At 68.5% G+C, this 23,888-nt stretch carries 26 protein-coding genes and 5 pseudogenes; 16 read left to right on the forward strand and 15 right to left on the reverse strand.

The window, feature by feature from the left end; genetic code table 11:
* Positions 1–282 precede the first annotated feature (282 nt).
* The 5 genes and pseudogenes from OG395_RS00940 to OG395_RS00960 all read left to right on the forward strand — a co-directional run.
* Positions 283–525 (forward strand): annotated as a pseudogene (locus tag OG395_RS00940) (transposase); the annotation flags it as partial.
* 1,021 nt (positions 526–1,546) lie between these two features.
* On the forward strand, positions 1,547–1,816 hold the full coding sequence (locus OG395_RS00945) for a hypothetical protein (protein ID WP_327241172.1): 270 nt from the start codon (positions 1,547–1,549) through the stop codon (positions 1,814–1,816).
* 820 nt (positions 1,817–2,636) lie between these two features.
* Positions 2,637–3,569 carry a helicase associated domain-containing protein gene (locus OG395_RS00950; protein WP_327241173.1) on the forward strand — a complete coding sequence of 311 codons (933 nt, stop codon included), beginning with the start codon at positions 2,637–2,639 and terminating at the stop codon, positions 3,567–3,569.
* Between the two features lie 43 nt (positions 3,570–3,612).
* On the forward strand, positions 3,613–4,188 hold the full coding sequence (locus OG395_RS00955; RefSeq protein WP_327249750.1) for a hypothetical protein: 576 nt from the start codon (positions 3,613–3,615) through the stop codon (positions 4,186–4,188).
* Entirely contained in the window at positions 4,146–4,409 is a 264-nt protein-coding gene (locus OG395_RS00960; protein ID WP_327249217.1) for a hypothetical protein, read from the forward strand. Before OG395_RS00955 ends, OG395_RS00960 begins: the two co-directional genes overlap by 43 nt.
* 2 nt (positions 4,410–4,411) lie before the next feature.
* Here the strand turns inward: OG395_RS00960 and OG395_RS00965 are convergent, their stop codons facing one another.
* The 3 genes and pseudogenes from OG395_RS00965 to OG395_RS00975 form a co-directional block, all read right to left on the reverse strand.
* Complete coding sequence (locus OG395_RS00965) at positions 4,412–4,921, reverse strand: group II intron maturase-specific domain-containing protein (protein ID WP_442818723.1); 510 nt, start codon at positions 4,919–4,921, stop codon at positions 4,412–4,414.
* Positions 4,922–4,954: 33 nt separating this feature from the next.
* Positions 4,955–5,586 (reverse strand): annotated as a pseudogene (locus OG395_RS00970) (reverse transcriptase domain-containing protein); the annotation flags it as partial.
* Positions 5,587–6,296: 710 nt separating this feature from the next.
* Positions 6,297–7,496: an RNA-guided endonuclease InsQ/TnpB family protein gene (locus tag OG395_RS00975; RefSeq protein ID WP_327241176.1), complete on the reverse strand. Its 1,200-nt coding sequence runs from the start codon at positions 7,494–7,496 to the stop codon at positions 6,297–6,299.
* Between the two features lie 50 nt (positions 7,497–7,546).
* On the opposite strand from OG395_RS00975, the gene tnpA reads away from it, so the two are divergent.
* On the forward strand, positions 7,547–7,975 hold the full coding sequence (gene tnpA, locus OG395_RS00980) for an IS200/IS605 family transposase (protein ID WP_327241177.1): 429 nt from the start codon (positions 7,547–7,549) through the stop codon (positions 7,973–7,975).
* Positions 7,976–8,135: 160 nt separating this feature from the next.
* On the opposite strand, the gene OG395_RS00985 is transcribed toward tnpA, so the two are convergent.
* Together OG395_RS00985 and OG395_RS00990 are read right to left on the reverse strand one after the other, a co-directional pair.
* Positions 8,136–9,764, reverse strand: coding sequence for a transposase (locus tag OG395_RS00985; RefSeq protein WP_327241178.1), 1,629 nt, complete (start codon positions 9,762–9,764; stop codon positions 8,136–8,138).
* Positions 9,757–10,335, reverse strand: a complete 579-nt coding sequence (locus OG395_RS00990) for an IS607 family transposase (protein ID WP_327241179.1) — start codon at positions 10,333–10,335, stop codon at positions 9,757–9,759. Before OG395_RS00990 ends, OG395_RS00985 begins: the two co-directional genes overlap by 8 nt.
* A 356-nt stretch (positions 10,336–10,691) precedes the next feature.
* Between OG395_RS00990 and OG395_RS00995 the strand changes: the two genes are divergently transcribed.
* From OG395_RS00995 to OG395_RS01025, 7 genes are all read left to right on the forward strand, one after another.
* On the forward strand, positions 10,692–11,033 hold the full coding sequence (locus OG395_RS00995) for an ArsR/SmtB family transcription factor (RefSeq protein WP_327241180.1): 342 nt from the start codon (positions 10,692–10,694) through the stop codon (positions 11,031–11,033).
* A 68-nt stretch (positions 11,034–11,101) separates the two neighbouring features.
* Positions 11,102–12,766 carry a SulP family inorganic anion transporter gene (locus OG395_RS01000; protein WP_442818724.1) on the forward strand — a complete coding sequence of 555 codons (1,665 nt, stop codon included), beginning with the start codon at positions 11,102–11,104 and terminating at the stop codon, positions 12,764–12,766.
* Positions 12,766–13,182: a pyridoxamine 5'-phosphate oxidase family protein gene (locus tag OG395_RS01005; RefSeq protein ID WP_327241182.1), complete on the forward strand. Its 417-nt coding sequence runs from the start codon at positions 12,766–12,768 to the stop codon at positions 13,180–13,182. Before OG395_RS01000 ends, OG395_RS01005 begins: the two co-directional genes overlap by 1 nt.
* A gap of 50 nt (positions 13,183–13,232) precedes the next feature.
* Positions 13,233–13,604, forward strand: coding sequence for an ATP-binding protein (locus tag OG395_RS01010; protein ID WP_442818490.1), 372 nt, complete (start codon positions 13,233–13,235; stop codon positions 13,602–13,604).
* 49 nt (positions 13,605–13,653) lie between these two features.
* Positions 13,654–14,103: an STAS domain-containing protein gene (locus OG395_RS01015; protein ID WP_327241184.1), complete on the forward strand. Its 450-nt coding sequence runs from the start codon at positions 13,654–13,656 to the stop codon at positions 14,101–14,103.
* Between the two features lie 5 nt (positions 14,104–14,108).
* Positions 14,109–14,465, forward strand: coding sequence for a zinc ribbon domain-containing protein YjdM (locus tag OG395_RS01020; RefSeq protein ID WP_327249218.1), 357 nt, complete (start codon positions 14,109–14,111; stop codon positions 14,463–14,465).
* A gap of 274 nt (positions 14,466–14,739) precedes the next feature.
* The gene (locus tag OG395_RS01025) at positions 14,740–15,108 is read left to right on the forward strand and encodes an ArsR/SmtB family transcription factor (protein WP_327241185.1); all 369 of its coding nucleotides are present in this window, start codon (positions 14,740–14,742) and stop codon (positions 15,106–15,108) included.
* Positions 15,109–15,178: 70 nt separating this feature from the next.
* Here the strand turns inward: OG395_RS01025 and OG395_RS01030 are convergent, their stop codons facing one another.
* The 5 genes from OG395_RS01030 to OG395_RS01045 form a co-directional block, all read right to left on the reverse strand.
* Entirely contained in the window at positions 15,179–15,349 is a 171-nt protein-coding gene (locus OG395_RS01030; protein ID WP_327241186.1) for a hypothetical protein, read from the reverse strand.
* Between the two features lie 60 nt (positions 15,350–15,409).
* A complete protein-coding gene (locus OG395_RS01035; protein WP_442818725.1) occupies positions 15,410–15,529 on the reverse strand; it encodes a DUF6126 family protein in 120 nt (39 codons plus the stop codon).
* 114 nt (positions 15,530–15,643) lie between these two features.
* Entirely contained in the window at positions 15,644–15,781 is a 138-nt protein-coding gene (locus OG395_RS57945; protein ID WP_442818491.1) for a transposase, read from the reverse strand.
* Positions 15,782–16,026: 245 nt separating this feature from the next.
* A complete protein-coding gene (locus OG395_RS01040) occupies positions 16,027–16,809 on the reverse strand; it encodes an MmyB family transcriptional regulator (RefSeq protein ID WP_327241188.1) in 783 nt (260 codons plus the stop codon).
* 36 nt (positions 16,810–16,845) lie between these two features.
* A complete protein-coding gene (locus OG395_RS01045) occupies positions 16,846–17,100 on the reverse strand; it encodes a hypothetical protein (protein WP_327241189.1) in 255 nt (84 codons plus the stop codon).
* Positions 17,101–17,138: 38 nt separating this feature from the next.
* On the opposite strand from OG395_RS01045, the gene OG395_RS01050 reads away from it, so the two are divergent.
* Entirely contained in the window at positions 17,139–17,291 is a 153-nt protein-coding gene (locus OG395_RS01050) for a hypothetical protein (protein ID WP_327241190.1), read from the forward strand.
* 49 nt (positions 17,292–17,340) lie between these two features.
* Here OG395_RS01050 and OG395_RS01055 read toward each other — a convergent pair whose 3' ends face one another.
* From OG395_RS01055 to OG395_RS01075, 5 genes and pseudogenes are all read right to left on the reverse strand, one after another.
* Positions 17,341–18,480 (reverse strand): serine hydrolase domain-containing protein, encoded by a 1,140-nt coding sequence (locus OG395_RS01055; RefSeq protein WP_327241191.1) that lies wholly within the window; start codon positions 18,478–18,480, stop codon positions 17,341–17,343.
* A 341-nt stretch (positions 18,481–18,821) separates the two neighbouring features.
* A pseudogene (locus OG395_RS01060) lies at positions 18,822–20,461 on the reverse strand (Helicase associated domain protein); the annotation flags it as partial.
* Between the two features lie 2 nt (positions 20,462–20,463).
* Positions 20,464–20,835: pseudogene (locus OG395_RS01065) on the reverse strand (transposase); the annotation flags it as partial.
* A complete protein-coding gene (locus tag OG395_RS01070; RefSeq protein ID WP_327241192.1) occupies positions 20,822–21,400 on the reverse strand; it encodes an AAA family ATPase in 579 nt (192 codons plus the stop codon). The gene OG395_RS01070 and the pseudogene OG395_RS01065, both read right to left, overlap by 14 nt.
* A 345-nt stretch (positions 21,401–21,745) precedes the next feature.
* Positions 21,746–22,384 (reverse strand): response regulator transcription factor, encoded by a 639-nt coding sequence (locus OG395_RS01075; protein ID WP_327249220.1) that lies wholly within the window; start codon positions 22,382–22,384, stop codon positions 21,746–21,748.
* Between the two features lie 308 nt (positions 22,385–22,692).
* Here OG395_RS01075 and OG395_RS01080 point away from each other — a divergent pair, with 308 nt between their 5' ends.
* Together OG395_RS01080 and OG395_RS01085 are read left to right on the forward strand one after the other, a co-directional pair.
* On the forward strand, positions 22,693–23,664 hold the full coding sequence (locus tag OG395_RS01080) for an ATP-binding cassette domain-containing protein (protein ID WP_327241193.1): 972 nt from the start codon (positions 22,693–22,695) through the stop codon (positions 23,662–23,664).
* Positions 23,661–23,888, forward strand: a pseudogene (locus tag OG395_RS01085) (ABC transporter permease); the annotation flags it as partial. The gene OG395_RS01080 and the pseudogene OG395_RS01085, both read left to right, overlap by 4 nt.

Here is a 23,888-nt window from a genome sequence, read left to right on the forward strand (position 1 = left end):
CGGCGAGGCCCACCAGGTGTTCCCCGGCCGTTCGACGTCGTGATCGCAACACCCTGCGGTGGCCTGCTCGCACGCCCCCGTGACGGGTGTCGTTAGGAGGATGCGGTCCCTGCCGTCATCGGGGCGGATCTCCCGCACCGGGGCGCTGACGGTCAGTCGGTGGACGACCCCACCGTGTCGTCGGGTCTGATGAGCGTGACGGTGATCGGCTTGGGGACAATCGGACTGTTCTTCATCCCGGACGCTTTCTCATGGCAGCTGCTGGAGGTCAGGCGGCAAGACGATGGTTCCCACGCGAAGAAAGGGGGCGCCGACACCGGCCCGTCGCCGGTCGACCGACGGAAGACGGGCAGTAAACACCACCTGATCTGCGACGGGCGCGGCACCCCGCTGAAGGTCATCACGACTGCGGCGAACGTCAACGACGTCACTCAGACCCTCGCCCTGGTCGACGGAATCCCGTCCATCGCGGGCCGCATCGGCCGGCCCCGCCGCAGACCTGTCGCCCTGCTCGGCGGCAAGGGCACGGCGGGCCCCGGAGCGCACCAGGAACCGCGCCCCGCTCTGATGGACGGCATCAAGGAACTCGTTGCCGACACCCTCACCCCGCTCACCCTCGAGGTCGCACTGCGGGTGAGCGACGAGCTCGCCGGCCGCGTCGAGGAAGCCGACCAGCTCCGCGCCGCCTGCGTCGAACGCGCCCGTTACCGCGCCGACCTCGCCAGGCGCCGCTACCTGGCTGTCGATCCCGCCAACCGGCTGGTCGCCGACACGCTGGAGGCCGACTGGAACGCTTCCCTGCGTGAACTCGCCGAAGCCACCAAGGAGTACGAGCGCGCGAAGAACACCGCGATCGGCCCACTCTCGCCCCAGACCCGTGCCAGGATCACCGCGCTGGCCGCCGACTTTCCCCGGCTCTGGAACGACCCGGCCACCCCGATGCGGGAACGCAAGCGCATGATCCGGCTCCTGGTCACCGACGTCACCCTCACCAAGACCGACCACATCAGTGTCGGTGTCGTCCTGCACGGCGGCCAGAGCCACCGGCTCACCCTGCCCCGGCCACTGACCGGCTGGGAACTGCGGCAGACCGACCCCGCCGTCATCGCCGCACTCGACGAACTCCTCGAAGAACACACCGACGGCCAGAGCGCGGCGATCCTCAACGAACGCGGCCTGCCCAGCGGCATGAACCGCCCGTTCACCCGCGGCATGATCGTCCACCTGCGCAATGCCTACAAACTACGCAGCCACCGCCAACGCCTCCTCGATGCCGGCATGCTGACCGTCTCCGAACTCGCCCGCCACCTCGGAATCCACTTCCAGACCGTCAAGCACTGGCGACGGGACGGCATCATCACCGGCGTCCTGGCCAACGACAAAGGCGAGTACGTCTACCCGCTGCCCGGCCCCGAACTCGTTCGGCCCGTCATCGGCCGACCACGCCGCAGCGTCCTCGACCCCGAATACTCCGCAACGACCCGATGAGGTGCAGTGTGATGACAGAGGTTTCAGGTGCGGGGTGTAGGCCGGGAGGTCCTCAACCGTGACGTCGAGAGCGTTGAACGCGGCAGTCACCGTCCTCGACAAGAAGTCCTTGCCCCGATCCACCCGCACCCGCTCCGGCAGCCCGCCCTGCGGCCCGAACGGCCTCTCGCGCACCACCGCCGCGCGCAGCGCGGTCAGCACCGACTCCCGGGACGGGGACCCGGGCGTGACCGCAACACCCATGATCGCGTTCGTCGCGCAGTCCACGAACCAGGTGATCCACGGCCGCAGGGCGGTGCCCTCGACATCGACCAGGACCGGGGCCTGAACGTGATCAGCCTCCCACACCTGGTTCCGCCGCCCCCGCGGCCGGGACAGAAACACATCGTGCCTGCGGGCCTCACGCTCCCCACCCGCGAGCCCTGCCCGCTCCCCCAGCGACAGATCCCGACGAATCGCGCGGTGCAGCGTCGGAATCGACGGCGGAGGTTCACCCTCGCCCCTGGCCGCGCGAGCGGTCAGCTCACGGTGGACAGCGGCAACGTTGCCCCTCCACAGCCCGAGCAGAGCCCGGACCTCCGGGGTGACCGTGAACCGCCCGTAGTACCGGGTCCGCTCCCCCGGCGCCGCGGCCGCAGACTCATCCTGCTCGGCGGCGGCCAGCCACCGCCACACCGCACGCTCCCGCACACCCAACGCATCCGCCGCCGATCTGACATGCCGGGTGGTGAGATTCCCCTCCCGACGCAGAGCCAGCAAACGCCGCACCGCCGGCCCCCGCAACGCCCGAACCGACACCACCGGCAACGCCGAGCCCGACCCCTCCGAGGCTGGTGGCTGTACTTCCTGATCCACCCCACGATCACACCAACCCCCCGGCCGGCCATGGATCAGAACTCACGAAACTGAGACAGCATCACCCCACCTGCGATAAACGCCCAGGACAGCAATCCCACACCGATCTCTCACATCCACGACAGTGACCCCATACCCCGAAACAGCCACCGCCCAGCACCAACACACCAAAGCCCACTGTCTCTCACACCACTGCCACGAAACCAAGAGATCGCACCATCGGCCCGGAGCCGGAAGACGGTGAGGAAGAGTCACGGCTGCTGCTCCGGTTCGCCGCCCCCAGAGACCCCGTCATGATCGCGAAGTGGATCAAGTTCCAGATCCTCGACACCGAACGCCAGGACTGGACCCGCGGCTACGACACCGCCCGCCGCTACTTCGACCGCGAGGGCTCGCTGGACGTGCCCTACGAACACCAGGAAGGCGCCTACCCACTGGGCAGGTGCCTGTCCGACCAACGGCGCGCCTACCGGGCCGGCACCATGCCCAGCACCCGGACCGACGAGCTCGAAGAACTCGGCATGATCTGGGACACCGCCGACACGGCATTCGCCGAAAACCTCGCCGCGGCCCGCGCGTACTACGCAGAGGCCGGCACGCTGGCCGCGCCCCGCCACGCCACCGCCCTCGACAAACCCGTCGGACAATGGCTCACCAACCTCCGACGACCCGACGGACTCGGCAAAAACCCCGAACGCGCAGCACGGCGCGCCGAGCAACTCACCGCCATCGACCCGGACTGGAATCCGGGACAGCTCGGGTGGACTGTTGACTGGCAACGCCACTACACCGGCCTCACCGCCCTCCTCGCGAGCGGTGCCGGCCTCAAGGAGATCGTGCCCGGCGTCACCCACCACGGAGACGACATCGGACGCTGGCTGATCCGGCAGCGACGGGACTGGACACGCCTCAACGAGGAGCAGCGGCGGCGGCTGGGCGAGGCGGGCGTGAAACCGGCTGCACGACCCCAGAAGACCGCAGCACGGGTCACTGAGAAGGCTGGCGCAGCGAAGGGCTCCGACGCCTTCACACGAGGCGTCACAGCCCTCCAGCAGTACATCGAGAGAGAGGGCACGATGCCCGGCCGGGGCCACGTCGAAGAACTCCCCGACGGCACGGAGCACCGCACCGGCGTCTGGATCGGCAACCAAAAAGCCCGCCGCGACAAGCTCGACGCCGAGCAATTCCGCACACTCGCCGGATTGGGAGTGGAATGGGCTGCCTGACGGAACCTTCCTTGTCCCCATCCGCCCCAAATGAGCTTATGAGTTGTTCGGGATTCCCGCGGGCATTCTGTCCCGCGACGACCGGCTGGGACTCAGCCGCGAACACGTCTACTACCGTCCCCCGCGCTCCCGGGGCGAGACGGCGCCCGCCCGCATCCTCTGGTACGCCAGCACCGACAAGACGCACAGCCTGTCCGCCGTGATCGGCTGCTCCCGGCTGGATCAGTGCGTGAGCGACAGCGGCCATCAGCTGTACCGGCAGTTCAAACACCTCGGCGTATACCGGCGCAGCGACATCATGGAATCCTGCGACGCGCACGGGCAGGCAATGGCACTGCGGTTCTCCGACACCAGCCTCTTCCCATATGCCGTTACCTACAAGCGACTTGTGCAGCTCGGCGCTCGTTACGGACAGCGCATCAACGTACAGTCGGTCCTCAAGATCTCGCCCGACCTGTTCCACTCCCTGTACGAGGAAGGCCACCAGCCGCGGCGAACGCACCCCAACGAGCCCTGCTGCTCTCGCTCCACCCGCGGTTCGCCACGGCCATCCTCAACGGTGAGAAGACAGTCGAACTGCGGCGGCAGCGTGTCGCCGTCCCGCCCGGAACCCCCGTGATCATCTACGCCACCTCCCCCGTCATGGCCCTGACGGGAACGGCCCGCCTCACCGGCGTGGATACCGCCACACCCGCCCAGGTATGGCGCCGGCACCGCGCAGCCTGTGGCATCAGCCGCGCCGAGTACACCGCCTACGATCGGGTAGGCGGGCCGGTTTGCCCGGCCCGCCCCCCACACCACCGGACATGCGGGCCCGCATCCGGCGGTTCGTCCAGCTGATCTCAGGCGAGCTTCAGGCGGGACCACGAGCCCTTGAACGACTTGTAGCCCTGCGCATCCCAATAGGCTTTATTCATAGCGATTTCCAGTGGTTTCAGGTGGGAGGCCCGCCAGTATCGCTTGCGTTGCACTGCAACGCCTTGCTCCTGGTCTCCAAATTCGTAACCGAGCTTCTGGAGCATGGAGTTCTTGCGCTGACTGGTCTTCCACTGCACCCACTGGGCCTGCCGTAGCCTGCGGCGGGTCCAGTGATCAATCTCCTCGAAAACCCGAAGGCTGTCGGAGAGACTGAAGTAGGCCACCCAGCCGACCGAGAAACGGTTGAGTTTGTCCATCCTGTGGGCCATCGATACGCCCCACGTCCGGGAGGTGACTCGCCGAACGGTGGACTTTAGCCGTCTCACGGCCTTCCGGTCCACCCGGATCTTCACCTGCCCTTTGGCGAGGTAGTACCCGAATCCCAGGAGTGACGTCCACCAGATGGGGCACGCCTTCGACTTCTCACGATTCACCCTCAGTTTCAAGGTCTTCTCAATGAAGGCCGTGACCGAGGCGAGGGTCCGCTGCGCCGCTCGCTCGGACCGGACGAAAATCATCACATCGTCCGCGTACCTCACGAACCGGTGTCCGCGTTTGAAGAGTTCGCGGTCAAGGTCGTCCAGCATGATGTTCGACAGCAACGGGGACAAGGGGAACCCTGCGGGGTCCCTTCCTCGTTCCTCACCATCACGCCGTCGCTCATAATCCCGGCTTCCAGGTACCGCCGAATCAACTTCAGGACCTTTCTGTCCCTCACCCGGCGAGCCACCCGCGCCATAAGCGCATCGTGATTCACTCGGTCGAAGAACTTGTCGAGGTCCAGGTCCACGGCCCAACGGTTTCTGTCCTGGACGGCCCGGCGACCAACCCTTACGGCTTGGTGGGCCGAACGCCCTGGTCGGAACCCGAACGACGCCCCAGAGAAGTGGGGATCGAAGACGGGCACGAGGGCCTGCGCAATTGCCTGCTGGATCAAGCGATCCAGCACCCGTGGGACACCTAGCATCCGCTCCCCACCATTCGGCTTAGGGATGGTCACCCGACGGACAGGAGCGGGCTTATATGTCCCCGCATCGAGCTCAGCCCATACCTTGGGCCAGTTCTGGGCGATCCATGGCCGGAGTTCATCCGTCGTCATCCCATCAACGCCGGGGGCACCCCGGTTTGCTTCGACGCGCCTGAGCGCCGCGAGAAGGTTCTCCTTCGAGAACACCGTCTCCCAGAGGGAGACCTCGCGGTGATTGTTGTCCGCGTGTAGCGCCGGCTGGTCACTGCGCCCCTTGGGCTGGGCGGTCGTATGCACCGACCCCGTCACCCCAGGGTCTGCCGGGGCAGATTTACGGCGGTCATCGTGACCTGCGCGAGCAGACACCCTTCTTCCAATCCGCTAAACGTTCGGCCCTTCCCGAGTCCTTGTCGGCCTACTGCCTTCCCGTCTCGGTACTATGACCTCTGCTGACTTCTGTCCGGCAAACCAGTGCCATTGCTGGCATCGGTCGTCACAATCGCGGCCGACACACCGTTACAGGTGACACCCGGGCAGACCTCCCCGAATAAGAACAGCAACTTTCCCCGGATCGCCGCCGCATATACTCTGCGTCTTTCTTGGTGAGAACGGGCTTCGATGCAGTCAGCCACCTTGCCCAAGACGCCTAGCCTCAAATGCGGTTCTTGTACATCGGTACCCGGTTTTGCCTCCGGCTTCCTTCGGACCCCACCTCGCGATGACGCCCTTGCCGTTCGGCTAGCGAGTTAGTCTCACCTCTTCTCATCGGGACTTTCACCCTTTAGCTGCTGCCCATGTCGGGCGTACTGACTCCTCCACCCCGTGAACGGGGTGGCTTCTCGCTATGCCGGTTGGGCTTCGCGACGGACCAGCCCGGCCCGTAGGACGTTGAGTGCTCCGACTGTGTCCGCGTGCGCGGTGTGGCCGCAGGCGACGCAGTGGAACTTCTCCTGGGTGGGCCGGTTCTCCTTGGCGGTGTGCCCGCATTCGGGGCATCGCCGGGAGGTGTTGCGGGGGTCCACGGCGATCACTTCCCGCCCGGCGCTCTCAGCCTTGGCATTCAGGATCGCGAGGAACACCCCCCATCCGGCATCCGATATCGAGCGGTTCAGTCCGGCCTTGGCCGCTGCCCCGTTGGGCAGGAAGCTGCCCGGCTGGTCGGGGTCGGGCTTCGGTTCGGGGGCCTTGCTCATGTTGCGGATCTTGAGGTCTTCGTGCGCGATGAGGTCGTGTTCCCGCACGAGGCCGAGGGCGGTCTTGTGGGCGTGGTCGAGGCGCTGGCACCGCACCTTGCGGTGCAGACGTGCCACAGCCTCTACCGCCTTGCGGCGGCGCTTGCTTCCGCGCTTGCACCTGCTCAGTGCCTGCTGAGCTGCTTCGAGCTTCGCTGCGGCCTTTCGCCCGTGACGCGGGTTGGGCACGAACTCGCCGTTCGAGTCGGCGAGGAAGTTGGCAATGCCCAGGTCGATGCCGACCACGCTGCCGGTCGCGGGCAGCGGCTCGGGCCGGGGCCGCTCAGCGGTCAGGACCACATACCAGCGCTTGCCCTCACGCTTGACCGAGACCGTCTTGACATGGCCGACCACCGGCCGATGCCGGTGCACCTTGACGTGCCCGACGCCCTGAAAGCGGACGCGGGTGACCGGGTCATGCGCGGTGGCATCCCACCGGCAGCCGTCACCGTCCTTGGGGAAGTCCACCGTGTCGAAGCGGCCGATCCCCCTAAAGCGCGGACAGCCCGGCTTGTCCCCGGCCTTGATGCGCCGGAAGAACGCGGCGAACGCCTTGTCCAGCCGGCGCAGGGTGGCCTGCTGCGAGGAGAACGACCAGCGGCCCTGACGCTCCGGGTCGCATGCCCGGATCTCCTTGAGCTGCACGGACTGCTGCCCGTATCGGACCGTCGTCTTCGAGGCGTGCCGGTAGGCGTCGCGGCGTTCCTGCAATGCCCCGTTATAGAGGGAACCGTGATCGCGGAGCATCTCACCGAGCGCTTGTTCCTGCCGGGCGGTGGGCCGCAGGAGGAACTTGTATGCACGGATCATCCAGCCCGCCTCCTCCGCGTCGATTCCATCGACCGCACTAGACTTGGTGCATGTCACCACGCTGGGAACCCAACCCCGATGTGCGGCGCGGCCGTCACGTAGTTTACAACCTTCACGCACATTTGGTGTTCGTCACCAAATATCGGTGCAACGTCTTCAATGACGAGATGCTGACGCGCTGCGAGGAGATCATGCGGAACGTCTGTACCGACTTCGGGACCGACCTGATCGAGTTCAACGGCGAAGAAGGCCACGTGCACCTGCTCGTGCACTACCCCCCGAAAGTCGCCCTCTCCAGCCTGGTCAACAGCCTCAAGGGCGTCAGCTCACGCTACCTGCGCGCCGAGTTCCCCGACCGCATCAACCGCGCAACCATGCACGGCCGCTTCTGGTCCGGCTCCTACTTCGCCGGATCATGCGGCGGCGCACCACTCCAGATGGTGAAGGACTACATCGAGAACCAGAAGCGGCCCGACTGAGCGCGGCTCCGCGGGCGAGGCACTCCGGAGCGAAACTGCGGCGCTCCGCGCCGCAGGGTTCAGGATCGGATTCCCTCCCCGCCTGAAGACGGGGATTCCCTCCGAAGAAGACGGATGGACGGCGCCGTCCAGGCCTCCGCCCTCCTCCTAGACACCGTTCCTAAACAGTGTCCAGGAGTGAGCCTTGTACCCACGTCCCGGAACTGCGCGCATCCCGAACGGTTTTGGATGCGCTGGTCCCCCGCGTTCTCGTTGTCCCTGTCCGGTGACGCGCATCGTGTGCACGCTCCGCGACGGGGCGGCGGGTTTCCTCACGCCCTCGGTCACCATGATCGGCCTGGAGGGTCCGATGCCCAGCACCATCACTCTGGTGATGCTGGGGCGGTGCCGTCCGTCGCCGGATCGGGTGCCCGAGGGCGCGTCTGCCAATGGCCACCGAGGCGGCGTCATGGCGAGTCATGCTGATCAGGGGCTTGCGCCAGTGCTGGTCGCCCCACATCGAGGTGTATGCCGGGTCGACGGCGACGATCGCGATGCCGTGTTCGGCGGCCATGGAGACGATGCGGGCCTTGAGCTTGCCGGTAGGCATACCGCAGATGAGTTGCCGGAACCGCTTCTTGCGGCCGTGCTTCTCGCGGGTCTTCTCGGCGGCGAAGTCCAGGTTTTCGATGCCGATCGCCTGCGCGCCGGTCTGCTTGGTCCAGTGCAGGAGGCGGGTGAGGGCGTGCCGGATCTGGGCGTCGCGGTGGTCGGCGGTGCCGGACAGGTCGTAGTGGAAGCGGCGCGGGTCGCCGACCGGGTTGCCGTGCCGGTCGAGCCGGTAGGCGGCGAAGTGGTCGGCGTTCGTGTCGACGCCGACCATGCCCTTGGCGCGGGCGGTGGCCGGCGGCATCGTCTGCACGGCGGGCCTGGTCCACGAAGCGGTGAGATACCAGCGGCCCCGCTCAACGTGGTAGTGGATGCGGTAGGCGACGGCACGGTTGGCCTCGGTGCGGTCGCGCCACTCGTCCCCACGGTGCGCGAACGCGACCTTGGAGGCAAGAACGTACCGGCCATGCTTACTGTTGGCCAGGTGGGCGAGCGGGGCGGGCATCTTGATCGACACTTCGCCGTCAGGAGTGACGCGGATCGTCTCGTTCCCGAAGCGTTTTCCGGACTCGCCGTCCGCGGCGAGGAACCAGCGCTCAGCCTCCCAACGCTGACGCCACTCGCGCTCGGTGAGCTGCGCGGCCTGAAGGTTGTGCCGGTTCTTGAGCAGCCGCCGGCCGCCGCGAACGACACGGACATGTCCGGTCTTCCAGTCGTCGCGGGCCACGTCGAGGCGGTGTTCCAGGGTGGCCAGGCGGCGGGACTTGTGGAACCACTCGCCCTTGGACCGGTACCCGCCCGGCCCCCGCTTGCTGCCTTTCTCCCCGATCGGGAGGGACAGGCGGTGTCGCAGCGTGCGGATACCGGCCTCAAGGTTCTGGACATGGGCGAGCAGGCAGCGTCGGGCCAGGCCGTACTGGTCATGCGTGGCCTTCGTGATCGCACCCGCGATACGCGACGACGACTGCTCGGTCAGGTCACGCTTGCGGGACGCCCACGCGTCGTTGTCGTGCTTGTGCCCGGCTTCGCAACGGGCCTTGAGATCGAGACAGGCCAGGCGGCCCTGGTGCTCGCCGACCAGACGCAACACCTTCTCGTCCTTTGGCGCGAGGTGCTTGAGGCGGTCGCGTAACGCCACACCGGACGGGCCGACAGCAACGAACGGCAAGTCGATGGTGCGGAGCTGCTTCTTGTCAGCCATCGGCAGCCGCCGCTTCCAGTGCCTTCCTGGCACGGTTCTTCGCACTGCGGCGGCCGTACAGGCGAGCACAGAACGAGGTCAGAACCTCCACCATGTCGCGCACCAGGTCGTCTTCGACCTCGCCGTCATCCAGCACAACGAGTCGACGGCCGGTTGCAGCCAGAGCGGCCTCAACGAGTTCGACGTTCATACGGCCCAACCGGTCTTTGCGCTCCACCACTACCGTGGTCACCGCCGGGTCGGCCAGCAGGCGACGGGCCTTGGCGCGGGCGCCGTTCATGCCCGAAGCGATCTCGGATTCGACGCGCACGACCTTATGCCCGGCCTTCGCGGCCCATGCCGACAAGCGTGCGGTCTGCCGCTCCAGATCGGCCTTCTGGTCATGGAAGGAGACACGGGCGTACAGGCCCACGCCACCGGTCACGGACGGTGAGGTGTTCGCGTCGATGTTCACCAGGATCGTGCGCGGCCCCACTCGCTCCGCAGGGACCGGCAGCGTGCCCTCACGGAACCAGCGGTACGCAGTACGCGGGGCGACCCCCTGTGCGCGTGCCCATTCCGTCAGGTTCATACACCAGATCATACGACACTCGTGACACCTGAAGGACACTCATGGACACTTAGTCGAGAGCAGTTCCTGACCCCGCCCGGCACAGATCGAGAGCGCGGTTAGGTCAGGCGAGCTCGGTAAACAGGGTGTCCTGAGGCTGGAGCTTCGGCGTGCCCAGTTCCTTCAGGTACAGGACACTGCATGGCGCTGCGACACCAGCGGTCCCTTCCTCGCGCAGCCGAGCTTTCTCAACGAATCTACGAATTGCGAAATTCGGCAATTCACTACATGCTGTGTTGGTTGTGTCGGTAGGTAGCCGTGGGCGCAGCACGAAGCGAAGCCCCGGGCCGTCGGGGTGGCGAAAGGGGTCCGCGACCGTGGCGGTTCCGCTGTATCAGGCCAAGGCCGAGTTCTTCCGGATGCTCGGGCACCCCGTCCGCATACGAGTTCTGGAGCTGTTGCAGGACGGTCCGATGCCGGTCCGTGAGTTGCTGGCGGCGATCGAGGTGGAGCCCTCGGCGCTGTCTCAGCAGCTGGCGGTGCTGCGCCGCTCGGGCATCGTCTCCTCCGTCCGTGAGGGCTCGACGGTGGTGTACGAGCTGGCGGGCGGGGACGTCGCGGAGTTGATGCGGGCGGCGCGGCGGATCCTGACGGAGATGCTGGCCGGGCAGAACGAGCTTCTCGTGGAGCTACGGGAAGCCGAGGGTTCGGCGCGGTGAGCGGGTCGCTTGCCCGGTCGTGGGACCGGGTGCGGTCTCTGCTGCCTGCCCGTGCGGACTTCGCCGTCATGGCCCGCAATCCGCGCCGTGACCTGCTCGCCGGCCTCACCGTGGCGATCGTCGCGTTGCCGCTCGCGCTCGGCTTCGGGGTCTCCTCCGGGCTGGGTGCCGAGGCCGGATTGGCCACCGCCGTCGTCGCCGGTGCGCTCGCAGCGCTGTTCGGCGGTTCCAACCTCCAGGTTTCCGGGCCGACCGGTGCGATGACGGTGGTGCTGGTGCCGATCGTTGCCCAGCACGGGCCGGGCGGGGTGCTGACGGTCGGGCTGATGGCTGGCGTGCTGCTGATCGCGCTGGCCCTGCTGAAGGCCGGCCGGTACATGCGGTACATCCCGGCGCCGGTGGTGGAGGGCTTCACCCTCGGCATCGCGTGCGTGATCGGCTTGCAGCAGGTCCCGAACGCCCTCGGGGTCGTCAAACCCGACGGCGACACGGTCCTGGTGGTGACCTGGCGGGCCGTCGAGGAGTTCGTACGCAATCCGAACTGGACCGCGGCTGCCCTGGCCCTCGCTGTGGCGGCCGTGATGCTGCTCGGTGCCCGGTGGCGGCCAACGATCCCGTTCTCGATCGTCGGGGTCGTCGCTGCGACGTTGGCCGCTCAGCTCTTCCACCTGGACGCGGCGGCTCCGATCGGCGACCTGCCGTCCGGTCTGCCCGCGCCGTCGCTGGCCTTCCTCGATCTGTCCGCACTTGGCTCGCTGCTTGCCCCGGCCGTAGCGGTCGCCGCGCTCGCAGCGTTGGAGTCGCTGCTGTCGGCCACGGTCGCGGACGGCATGACGGTGGGCCAGAAGCACGACCCGGACAAGGAACTGTTCGGACAGGGCATCGCGAACCTGGCCGCTCCTCTGTTCGGCGGCGTCCCCGCCACCGCGGCGATCGCCCGTACCGCCGTCAACGTCCGCACCGGCGCGGCATCCCGCCTCGCCGCCCTCACCCACGCCGCCGTCCTCGCGGTCATCGTCTTCGCCGCCGCCCCGCTCGTCTCCAAGATCCCCCTCGCAGCTCTCGCCGGGGTGCTGCTGGCCACCGCGATCCGCATGGTCGAGGTCGGCGCACTGCGGGCGATGGTCCGGGCGACCCGCTCGGACGCGATCGTGCTGGTGCTGACCGCCGTGGCCACGCTTGCCCTGGACCTCGTCTACGCGGTCATCATCGGCCTGGTCGTCGCGGGTGCCCTGGCGCTGAGGGCGGTTGCCAACCAGGCCCGAATGGACCAGGTCGACTTCACGGCTGATCTGCAGGGCGAGCACAGCCAGGAGGAACACGCGCTGCTGGCAGAGCACATCGTCGCCTACCGCATCGACGGGCCGATGTTCTTCGCCGGTGCCCACCGCTTCCTCCTGGAGCTCTCCGAGGTCGCCGACGTCCGCGTCGTGATCCTTCGGATGTCGCGGATCACGACGATGGATGCCACCGGGGCCCTGGTGCTCAAGGACGCCGTCGAGAAGCTGAACCGGCGCGGCATCGCCGTACTGACCTCCGGGATACGCCCCGGCCAGCGACGCGCCCTCGAATCGGTCGGCGCGCTGGACCTGCTGCGCCGGGAGGGCCGTGAGTACGCCACCACACCGGAGGCGATCGCCGGGGCCCGCGCCCACCTGCACCAGGCCGGGCTCCTGCCCGCCGCACCCGTCACCGCACCTGTCTCCGCACTCGTCACCGAAGAGGCTCCCTGATGACCACGCCCGTCTCCGGTCGCATGATCGAGCTGCCAGGTACCGAGGCGCTGTGGTTGCTCGAAAGCGCGGCCCAGGGACAGCTGGTGTACGTCCGGGGCGAGGTTCCCGTGCTCCGCCCGGCCTTCCACGTACTTGAGTACGGGCGCCTGATCGTCCGCACGCCCGCTCAGGCCGCGGCCCTGGCCTCCCGTTCGTCGCTCACCTATCACGCGCACGAAATCAAGGTGGCAGGCGGCATCGGCTGGACGGTGACCGTGACCGGCCCTGCCGAGGTCATCACCGATCCGGACGAGGCAGGCCACTACCGCCGCACCCTGCACGGCTGGACGGACGGGCCGCACGACACCCTCGTGCGCATCCGCCCGCAGACCGTCGCAGGTTTCCGCCTGGCCCACGCCGAGGCCGCCCGGTGAGTGGCCGGCTCGAAACGCTTCCGTGGCGGCACGTACTGACCCTGCCCACGATGGGCTCCGCGGTGCGGATCGCGCGTGAGACCACCGAACAGGTCCTGACCGAGTGGGGCGTCAGCAGGCGTCACCCCACGGTCGATCCCGCGCTGCTGATCCTGTCCGAGCTAGTCACCAACAGCGTCCAGCACGCCGCCGTGCTGTCCCCGAACCTCACCGTGATCTACGCGGCCGGTCCGGACACGTTCGCGTTCGCCGTGCACGACCGGCACCCCTATCAACCCCTGCTCTTCTCGGCGAGCACCAGGGCGACCAGCGGCGGGCTGGACACCGTCATGGAGCTCACCCTCGGCCTGGGCGGCACCGCCGTCATCAGGGGCGACGCGGACGGCAAGGGCAAAAGCATCTGGATCACCCTCCCCCTGTGAAAGATCCCCGCAGGAAAGATTCCCGCACGAAAGACCGAGGCAGCAGCGGATGACCATTGAGTGGCGCTACACCACCCACCCCGACCTGGGCGTTCTCTCCCTGGCCGGATACCTGGGCCCCGAAGCCGTCGCCCGGTTCACCGGTGCGGTCGGCTGGGTGCTGGCCCGTGGCACCGGTCCTGTCATCCTGGACCTGACCGAACTGCGCGGCTGGTCAACCGGCGGGCAGGTGGCAGTCGCCCAGGCCGCCCGACAGCTCGCCGACGCGGGCCGGAGCCTGGAGCTGGCAGCGATCCCCGCGGACGGTTCCCTTGTCCCCGACCCCGCGCAGCCACCGATCCCCGTACACGCAGACCTGCACGCTGCCCTCACAGCTCACCAGACGGTGACTGGGGAGCAGCGGCAGTGGCGCAGCGATGCGCGGCCCGGGCGCAGTTCGGCACCCCAGGGGCCTGATGTAAGAGATGTACAGGAACGATCAAGCAAGGAATCACCATGAGCGATGTGACCGAGACGCTGCCGCCGTGCCCCCAGTGCTCCAGCGTGTACACCTACGAGATGGGCGCGCTCCTGGTCTGCCCCGAATGCGGCCATGAGTGGTCGCCCGCGTCCGCCGAACCGGCCGGCGGCACCGAGGACGACGGGATGATCAGGGACGCAGTCGGCAACGTACTCGCCGACGGCGACACGGTGACGGTGACCAAGACCTTGAAGGTCAAGGGCAGCCCGAGCGGAATCAAGGCCGGCACCAAGGTACGCAATATCCGCCTGGTGGACGGTGTGGACGGCCACGACATCGACTGCAAGATCGACGGGTTCGGCCCCATGCAGCTCAAGTCCAGCGTGGTCAAGAAAGCCTGACCGGGCGCCTCGGCACGCGGCGGCGGACAAGCGATGCGCCGCCGCGCTGCTCCGTGCGATCCGGGCAGCCCGGAACCGGGCACCGAACCTCCCATTCGCGCCTTTCGGCATTGCTAATCTTGACAATTCCCGAGGTCACGACCGTGGCGTGAGGGCGCGATGATGTCCCCATGGCGAAGACTTCTGAGGTGGATGCGATGCACGGTACTCGCACGACAGCGCCCATCCGGCGGCCCGGCCGTCCGGCGGCCCGGCGTGCAGCGGGGACCCGTCGGTGAGCGCGCCGCTGTACCAGCTGAAAGCGGAATTCTTCAAAACCCTTGGACACCCGGTGCGCATCCGCGTGCTGGAACTCCTCAGTCAGCGCGAGCACGCGGTCTCCGAGATGCTGTCCGAGATCGGTGTAGAGGCGGCCCACCTCTCTCAGCAGCTGGCCGTCCTGCGCCGGGCCAACCTGATCGTCTCCCGCCGTGAGGGCTCCGCCGTCTATTACTCGCTGACCAACCCGCAGGTGGCGGAGCTGTTGCGGGTGGCGCGAACCATCCTGTCCGGCGTGCTGACGGGCCAGGCCGAACTGCTGGCGGACCTCAAGGCCGCCGAACCTGACACCGTGCCCCAGCGGCGCAGGTCAGCGCCTCAGTGAACGGCGGCCGGAATCTTCTTCCGCGCTCTGGGCGGCGGGGAGACGGCCGCTCCCTGCTGCGCCCAGTCAGTTACAGGAGCCAGTCGTCCCACCAGGCGTGGTGGAGCGTACAGGGCAGAGCCATGGCCTTCAGACCGGTGAAGAGAAGGGCCGACTCCAGAGGCCAGACCAGTCCCGCCGTCTGGCGCTCACGGTCCAGGCTCTGCTCGTAGCCGCTCAGGATGCGCTCGAGTCCTCGCACCTCACCACGGTGATCATCGGCGGCAGTATGTCCTTTTGATCAACTCCAGTGTCGCAGCGCTCACTTGTCGGCGTGCTGGTCCACATAGAACAGCAGCCAGATGAATCCCGCGAACAGGTGTGTGCCGAAGATATAGAAGAACGCCCGCAGGACGACGCCCTTCTCTTTCCACGACTCGATGTCCCGCCCGCCCTCCTGCCGGGCGGCCTGATCCTTGCTGTCGTTGCTCACGGTGTGCCTTCCCTCCCCGCCCGGCGGGGACTGATCCGGTGTCCTGAGCGGCGCGGGCCTTCTTCACCCAGCCCCGCAGAGACTCCGAACTGATCCCGAGCTCCGGGCGACCTCGGTCACTGTCCGTCCCGACGAACGGACGAGCTCGATCGCGTCCCGCTTATACTCGTCCGAGTACCGATTCGTGTACTTGCTTCCCACCTGGCACTGCTTCCTCTGGGCTCTCGCGTCCCGGTCTCCAGGTGTCCACGATCAAGGGGAAGCTTCAGTGGGGGTGTGACCCAGATGTTCGTCAAAGAGCCCCTGGGGGTGAGACCCAGGCCAGGCAGACGTCGGCCGAATTCGGCGCACACCTCCCGGTAGCGGTGTCGGACGAGGAGACCCCGGCCGACCGGATCAGGAAGTCGCCCTGTCGGCGATGGTGCTCACGGTGGCTGGCTGTTGCGCTACGGCAGGTAGTGAGTGGCCTCTGTTCCCAGGACGTTCAGCAAGGCCAGGGCCTCGGCGCTGGGGGATCCCGGCGGCGCGCTGTAGAGCACGAGGCACTGATCGCGGTCCGTGAGGGTGAGCACGTCGCAGTTGACAGTGATCTCCCCGACGGCCGGGTGGCGGAAGGTCTTGGTGAGCATCGGCGCGGCCTGCACGTCGTGGCGTTCCCAGAGCCGGGCGAAGTCGGGGCTGGCGTCGCGGAGTTCGTCGACGAGGCCGCTCACTGCGGGATCCGCCGGGTAGCGGGCGAGGGTGGCGCGGAGCTGCATCACGACGCTCAGCCGGAACTCGGCGGCGTCGGAGACCCCGTACAGCGCCGCACCGGCGCCCTGCGGCCCGAGGAAGGCCCGGCGTGCGAGATTGCGGTGCTTCGGGTCGAGCGGGGCGAAGTCCTCCATGAGCGCGGCCGCGAGGTCGTTCCACGCGAGGACCTCGAACGCGGCGGACATCACGAAGCCGGCCGTCTGCGGCAGCCGCTCGAGCAGGCCGAGGATGCTGGGGCGGACGTCGCGCCGGTGCAGCCGGGCTCCACGGCCGACGAGCATACTGACCTGCGTCAGCACCTCGTTGACTTGGCCCGTCGGATGACTGCCACTGCGCCGCTTCCGTCGGCTCGTGCCGGGCTGAGCACCATGCCTGGCGAACTGGAGCGCTGAGCCGGGCTCACTCGTCGTTGCCGTCGTCATCGAGAGCTCACCGCCGGCGCGCTCGACGCTCTTGCCGAACACGCGGATGGGCACAAAGCGGATATGCCGAGCTGAACGTCGCTGAGGGACTCAGAGGGCGTGTCCGTGGTGGTCGATGGCTACGGGGAGAGTACCGAGCCGTTCGGTGAGGTCGGCTGCGTGTCCGGCGGGGAGCGCTGTGGCAAGTTTGTGGAGGCGGGTGCGGGTTGTGGAGCGGAGCCGGGCAGCGGGGACGTGGTCCAAAACGTGAAGGGCGCGTTGGACGGCGTACTGGGGCTGGCCGAGAGCTTCGCTCTGTGCGAGGACGAGGGTGGCAGCCGCCCAGCCGCCGTACCGTTCGGGCACGCTGCTGCGGACGCTTCGGCACGGGTACGGGCCTGTTGATGACGTCCGAGAACGAGATCGGCTTCTGCCTGGTGGAGAGCGAGCTCCGGTTCATCGAACCCGAACCTTCCCGGCGCGGTACCGACAGGATCGGCTTCGAGCTCGCCCAGCGCGGCCACCAGCGCCCGGTCAGCATCGTCGGGCCGTTGTAGACGTGCGAGAGCCGGCGACGATCTCGTGGTTCCCGCTGCCCGCGGGTACTCAGTTGCTCGCGATGCCGAGCGCCGTACGGATCTCGCTTGTCAGCCGCGCGTCCAGGCCGGGCGTGGTCATCCGGTTCTTGATCAGAGCGAAGGAGAACCGATGCGCCGGGTCGGCGAAGGCCGTGCTGCCGCCCGACCCGCTGTGGCCGAAGCCGCCCGCCGGGCGCACCGGCTTCGCTCCGCTGTCCCCGATCACGAAGCCGCCGCCCATCGTGCAGGTGGTGCCCATCATCCTGTCCACCCCGCTCGCCCACCCCGTGGTCGCCTCCTTCAAGGTCGCCGCCGACAGCAGCCGTACACCCTCCAGCTCACCGCCGCAGGCCAGCACCGCGTACAGACGGGCGGCTGCGCGCGCGGTCATGATCCCGTTTGCAGGCAGTGCCGTACGCCGGAAATCGTCGCGGTTACCCAACTCCGCCACCGGCAGCACCCCGTGGGGGACGCAGTCGAAGAACGGCGCCTCGGGTGGTATCCGCTCCAGCCGCGCTGCCCAGCCGCCGTCGTAACAGGTGGCCACCCGCGACGCCAGGTGCTCAGGGACGTGGAAGAGCAGCTCGTCACCGATCCCGAGCGGACCGGCCAGCTCTTCGCGCAGCAGCTGGTCGCAGGTCCGGCCGGTAGCGCGGCGCAGGATCTCGGCCAGCAGCACCCCGTAAGTCCAGGCGTGGTAACCGAACGCACTACCGGGCTCCCACCGCGGCCGCTGCCCGGCGATCCAGTCGGCCATGGCCGGCAGGTCGAGCAACCGCTCCGGGGTCACGTCCGCCGACAGTCCGGGCAACCCGGCCATATGACCGAGCACCTGCCCCAGGGTGATCCGCTCCTTCCCCGCCGCGCCGAACCGCGGCCAGTACCGCGCCACCGGCGCGTCGTACGCCAGCACCCCCTGGTCCACCAGCACCGCGACCAGGGCCGCCGCCACGCCCTTGCCGGTCGACCAGGCAGGCACCAAGGTGTCCGGCCCCATCGGCCGCCCCTCGGCGACGTCGGCCGTCCCCGCCCACGCGTCGACCACCAACTCGCCGTCGCACCAGGCCGCCACCTGCACCCCGGCCTCCGCGCCCGATCCCGTCAGCTCCGCCAGGACTTCCCCGACGCGCCGCTGCGCCGGGTTGTCCGGCACTGTGCTGGTGTGCACAGGCCCTCCTCCCTCCGACCCGGGGGACCGCGATCACGGTCGCCCGCCGACTTCAACGCGGTTGCGACCGGAACCGTTCCGGCGGTCGCTGGCTTCGCGCTGGCATACGCGGTATCGAAGGCCGCTCCTGCGCGCTGTTGAGGGTGCGCTCGGCAGCGTGTCTTCGTACGGTTTTCAGTGCCCGGCTCGGACAGGACGGCAGGGCTTGGCGGTCCCGTGCCGGTCGCACGTTGCACGGGACCGCCCCCGAGTAGTAACTGGCAGTGGTACGGCAAGGTTGAGTACCCCCTGGCGTCTTGCACCTGTGAGGGCTCGGCCGCGCCTCACCGGCCCGCAGACGGTCATGCCCACTCAACGACCAGTTCCCGTAGTGCGTCCAGCTGCTCCGCGCTGAGCTTGTCCCGCCGGGTCTTGGTGTTGGAGACCCATACGCCCAGCTTCACGACCACCGGCTTCGCCTCGCCGTCGACCGCGATTTCCTCGCTGTGGCCGCGCGGCACCGACCGGCCCGCGCCCTCCCGCTCCACCCACTGCGCGAGCGCCGCCAGGCCCCGCTGGAACGCCTGCTGCGCCTTGCTCGGGCCCTTCGCCGCACGCCCGGCCGCCGGGGCGGGAGGCGGCGCATGGGCGGGCCTGACACCCAGCGTGGTCAGCCGCTCCTGCTACTCGGGCAGAAGCCGCGCCCAGGTGCCCGGCTGCGCCTGCTGCTGGAGCCACTTACCGATGTCGTCGCCGTCCATCAGCACGCCGGGGGCGATGTCGGGCAGCTGGCCGTCGGCGTCAACCAGGTCTGCCAGGACGCGGTAGTGCCGCTGCCAGTCCAGCGGCCACGGGCAGGCCCAGTCCGGGTCGATCGCCGTGAGCTGCGCCGCGCGCGGCGGCCCGTTCCGGGTGCTTGCCCAGGCCGTTCTTCGCGCCCTTCCGGCGGAGGTTGGCCATGTACTGTCCGACCGGCACCATTGCCTGGCCCTCGCCCCAGACCGCGTCCTGCCGGGGCGCGAGGTGTCCGGTGGCCCGCCGGTAGGACCGCAGCGCGGCGAGCTTGGCCTCCCACGCCTCTTCGCCGGGCTCCCAGACCATCCCGGCCTCCGGCAAGTCGAGCAGGGTTTTGCGCCGCTGCTCCAGCTCGCCCGCCCGTAGCGCCTTTCGCTGCTGGTGGACCCACCTCCCGAGGGGGAAGTCCTTGGTGACGCCGACCTCGGTCTCCGTGTCGTAGGGGACGGCGTGCAGGCCGGTGATTTCGTTCTCGGCCCGCCAGCGGAGGAGTGCCTGGTAGCCCTCCAGCCACACCAGGCTCTCGGGCCGGTAGACCCGGGTGCGCAGGAACGCGGCGATGGTCGCCGCGTCGCGCGGGCTGGAGAAGTGCAGCAGCGCCGCCTCGGCGGCGGCCTGCGTGTCGTCCTGCTCCTGGTCCTCGCCGTCACCCTCGCCGCCGGTCCCGACGATCCGTCCTTCCTCGTCGCGCCGGATGTGTACCTTGCGCTGTCCGCTGGTGAGTGCGCGGGAGGCGAGTTGCTCGACGGAGTCGTTCATCGTGCGAGCGGAGGCCCTGGAGCACCGCTACAAGGGGGTGGAACGAGGCGCTGGCGACCATGTCGGTCGGGTCCTCGCCCGGCTCCAGGAACACCGGCACGATGATCCTGGCCACCTTCGTGGTTCCGTCCCGGTTGAGCCGGAGCGCGCGGCCGATGTTCTGCACGATCTCCACCTGCGAGCCGCGAGTGTCGGCGAAGCAGACCGCCTCAACGCCCCGCTCGCCGGTGATGTCGACGCCTTCCCCGAGCACGCGAACGCTTGCGAGGAAGGCGCGGTGCGCCCGGCGCCCGGCCGCGTCGATGCCGTTGGCGAACTGCCGCAGGACCTCGCGCCGTTCGCTGACGAGGTGGTCGCCGCACAGCCAGGCCGACCACACCCGGTCCGGGGGTACGTGGCGGCCGGCCTCTAGCTCGTAGAACTCCGCATCGATCGACGACTTCGGCAGATCCCCCTTTTCCTCGCCCTGGCGGCATGCTGGTGGGCCCGGCAGACGGTGGAGTCGACGTTGATGTCCCAGGTGATCAGGTGCTTCGCATCGGCCTGGACCTGCAGGTCGGTGAATATCTGCTTCCAGGTGCCGTCCCGCTGCCAGCGGCGGAATAGGTCGTACACCCGGCCCCAGGGGCCGTATCGCTCCGGGACATCCCGCCACGGTGTCCCGGTCCGGGTCCGCCACCGTATGCCGTCGATCAGCTGTCGCCGCGTCCATATCGCCGGTCGGCCTGGCTTCTTGTTCATGGGCAACAACGTCTCCAGCCGCACCCACTGTGTATCCGTCAGATCTCCACGCGTCGACCGGTGATCATCACGGAGCTTGATCCATCGTGGAAGTGGATGCCAGGCCGGTCATGGACAGGACCGCCTCGACCGTTTCTTCGGGTGTCTGCGCCGCGTTGTCGATCCAGGTTCCTTCCTGCTTGAGCTCTGCGCGCATCGCCGCGTCCAGGGGCGCCCAATCAGTAGCCAAGGCCTTCTGCCGCGCTTGGTTGCGGTGCCACGCGGTGGCCGGGCCTGGAGCCAGGATGACGATGTGGAGCGGCTTGGTCGTGAGCGTCGTGCGATAGAAGTCAAGGTGGGAACGGCGGACCACGACGTCGTCGAGCACGGGGATGAAGCCCGCTCTTACGAAGCTGTCAGCCAGAAGACACGCGTTGCGGGCCCGCAGGAAGATCTGCCGGTCGGCTTCCGCGTTCGCGGTCGTTGAGGGCCATTGGCCACCGCTGACGATCATCTGCTGGAGGGCATCCACCTCAACATGGGCCGACATCCCAAGCCGGGCAGCCAGCGCAGCGGCCACCGTGGACTTACCGCTCCCGGGAATGCCGGTGAGCAGGACAGCACCGGCAGCCGGCTCGCGGTCGATGGATACCGGATGCAAGTTCATGAGAATCCTCCGTGTGGCAGCGATCAAGGCCTTGAGAGGGTAGATGACCACACCGCCCCATAGCCCCGGGCCGTCGACCACTTGATCCACTTCCGATACACGGCCTAGTCGGCCGGGTCCGGCTGGCGGCGTACGTCCGCGTACAGATCGCCCCCGCGGCCCTCCCTCATACCTCGGGAGCGGTCGAGGGCACGTCGTGACGTGCTGATCACAGGGTCCGTTTCTGCGTCGCTGTCTCCCGCGCCTTCCTCAGCTCAACCTGTCCCGTCGTCAGTCCGGGCAGAACAGTCGCTGGAAGCACTGAACAGCTCAGACGGATCGGCAGTGGGGAACGCTGACACCGGGTCAGGCGCGGCGTGACGGCGCCAGGCCGGCCTCGTACGCGACGGTGGCCGCCTCCACTCGGTTGCGCGCGCCCAGCTTCGAGAGCACCGCGCTGACGTGGGCCTTCACCGTGCCTTCGACCAGGTGCAGACTGCTCGCGATCTCTGCGTTGGACTGCCCAGCCCCGAGTCCGGCCAGTACCTGGCGCTCCCGTTCCGTGAGCCGCTCCAGCGAGCGGTGGGGGTGTGCCGCCCGGTGGGCGCGCATCCCGGTGATGACGCGGCCAGCGACTCTGGGGGACAGGTAGGCGCCACCGGCGCTCACCGCCCGTACGCCGTTGAGGAGTTCCCTCGGGTCGTCGGCCTTCAGCAGGAAGCCGTCGGCGCCTTCTTCCAGGGCGCGGGTGATGTACTCGTCCTGGCCGAAGGTGGTCAGCATGATCACACCGACCGTGGCCAGCTCCTGGTGGAGCCGCGCGACCGCCGTCAGCCCGTCCATGCCGGGCATCTGGATGTCCAACAGGACCACGTCCGGCCGGTGCCGGCGGGTGAGCGCGAGGGCCTCGTGCCCGTTGCTCGCCTCGGCGACCACTTCGACGTGCGGGTCCCTGGCCAGGACGGCCAGCACCCCGGCTCGGACCATCGCCTCGTCGTCGGCCATAAGGACCCGGACCGGCCGACTGCCGGGTGTCGTCTCTTCCACGCAGCGAGCCTACGGCCGGTGCGCCGCCGTGCGGACGTCGAGTGCCGCAGATCCGCCCAGGGGCGGAGGGCACCCCTGACGAAAGGCAGGACGCCGCTGCCGTTCGACCGGTGGGAGCGGGCGCCGCGGACTCCTAGCGTCGCTTCCGTACGGGAAACGGGACAGCCGCTCCGGGCCGACCGCACGTCGATGTGCGCCCCCGTCACCGCCGCCGTCACCTTTCGCGAGCTGTACTCCGCGGTCCGTAACCGACACGAAGGAATTCCGTGATCACCCTCCGAGGACTGACCAAACGCTACGGCGACACCCTCGCCGTGGACGAGCTGACATTCGATGTCCGGGCCGGCCGCGTGACCGGCTTCCTCGGCCCCAACGGGGCCGGGAAGTCCACCACCATGCGCATGATTCTCGGCCTGGACCATCCCACGCGCGGGCAGGCCCTGATCGCCGGGCGCCCCTACGCGGACCTGCGCAGGCCGCTGTGCTCGGTCGGCGCGATGCTGGATGCCCGGGCCGTCCACCCGGCCCGTTCCGGCCGCACGCATCTGGTCACCCAGGCCCGGTCGAACGGCATCCCGCTGCGCCGCGTGGACGAGGTGCTGGAGCGGGTGGGCCTGGCCAAGGCGGCCCGTCGGCCTGCGGGCACGTACTTGCTCGGCATGAGCGGGCGGCTCGGGGTGGCGGGTGCCCTGCTCGGCGATCCGCCGGTGCTCGTCCTGGACGAGCCGGTCAACGGCCTCGACCCGGACGGCGTGCGGTGGATTCGCGGGCTCGTCCGGGACCAGGCGGCGGAGGGACGCACCGTGTTCCTCTCTAGCCATCTGATGAGCGAGATGCAGCTGACGGCCGACCATCTCATCGTCATCGGACGCGGGCGGCTGCTGAGCGATACCTCCATGACCGAGTTCCTGGCTGCTGCCTCTCCCGCGTCGGCGCGCGCCGTGGTGCCCGACGCCGAGGAGAGAGCGACGCTGGTGCGGCGTCTGATGGCGGCTGACGGGGTGAGCGTCGAGTCCTCCGGGTCCGGCGAACTCACCGTCGAGGGCCGCACCGCCGCCGAGATCGGTGACCTGGCCCACCACTGCCGAGTCCGGTTGCACCAGCTGAGCGACGTTCGGGTCTCGCTGGAGCAGGCGTACATGGACCTGACCGCACGCAGCGTCGAGTACACGACGGGCAGCAGCGCCGCGGACACGACTGCTGCGCTCGCGGCGCCGAATGAAGGGGGACGACCGTGACCATCCCGACGACACCCGTCAGGCGCGCGGACCCGCCACACGCCGTCCCTGAGACTCCTGGCTGGGGCGCACCCGGAGGTTTCGCCGGGGCCGTCGCCGCCGAGTGGACCAAACTGTGGTCCGTCCGAGCCGCCTGGCTCTGTCTTCTGGCGGGCCTTGCGATCACCGGTGTTTTCACCTACTACTGCGCTTCGATCGCCCGCATCAACGAGCATCCGGTGCAG

It is taken from the genome of Streptomyces sp. NBC_01320 (genome assembly GCF_035974375.1).
Classification (GTDB): domain Bacteria; phylum Actinomycetota; class Actinomycetes; order Streptomycetales; family Streptomycetaceae; genus Streptomyces; species Streptomyces yanii.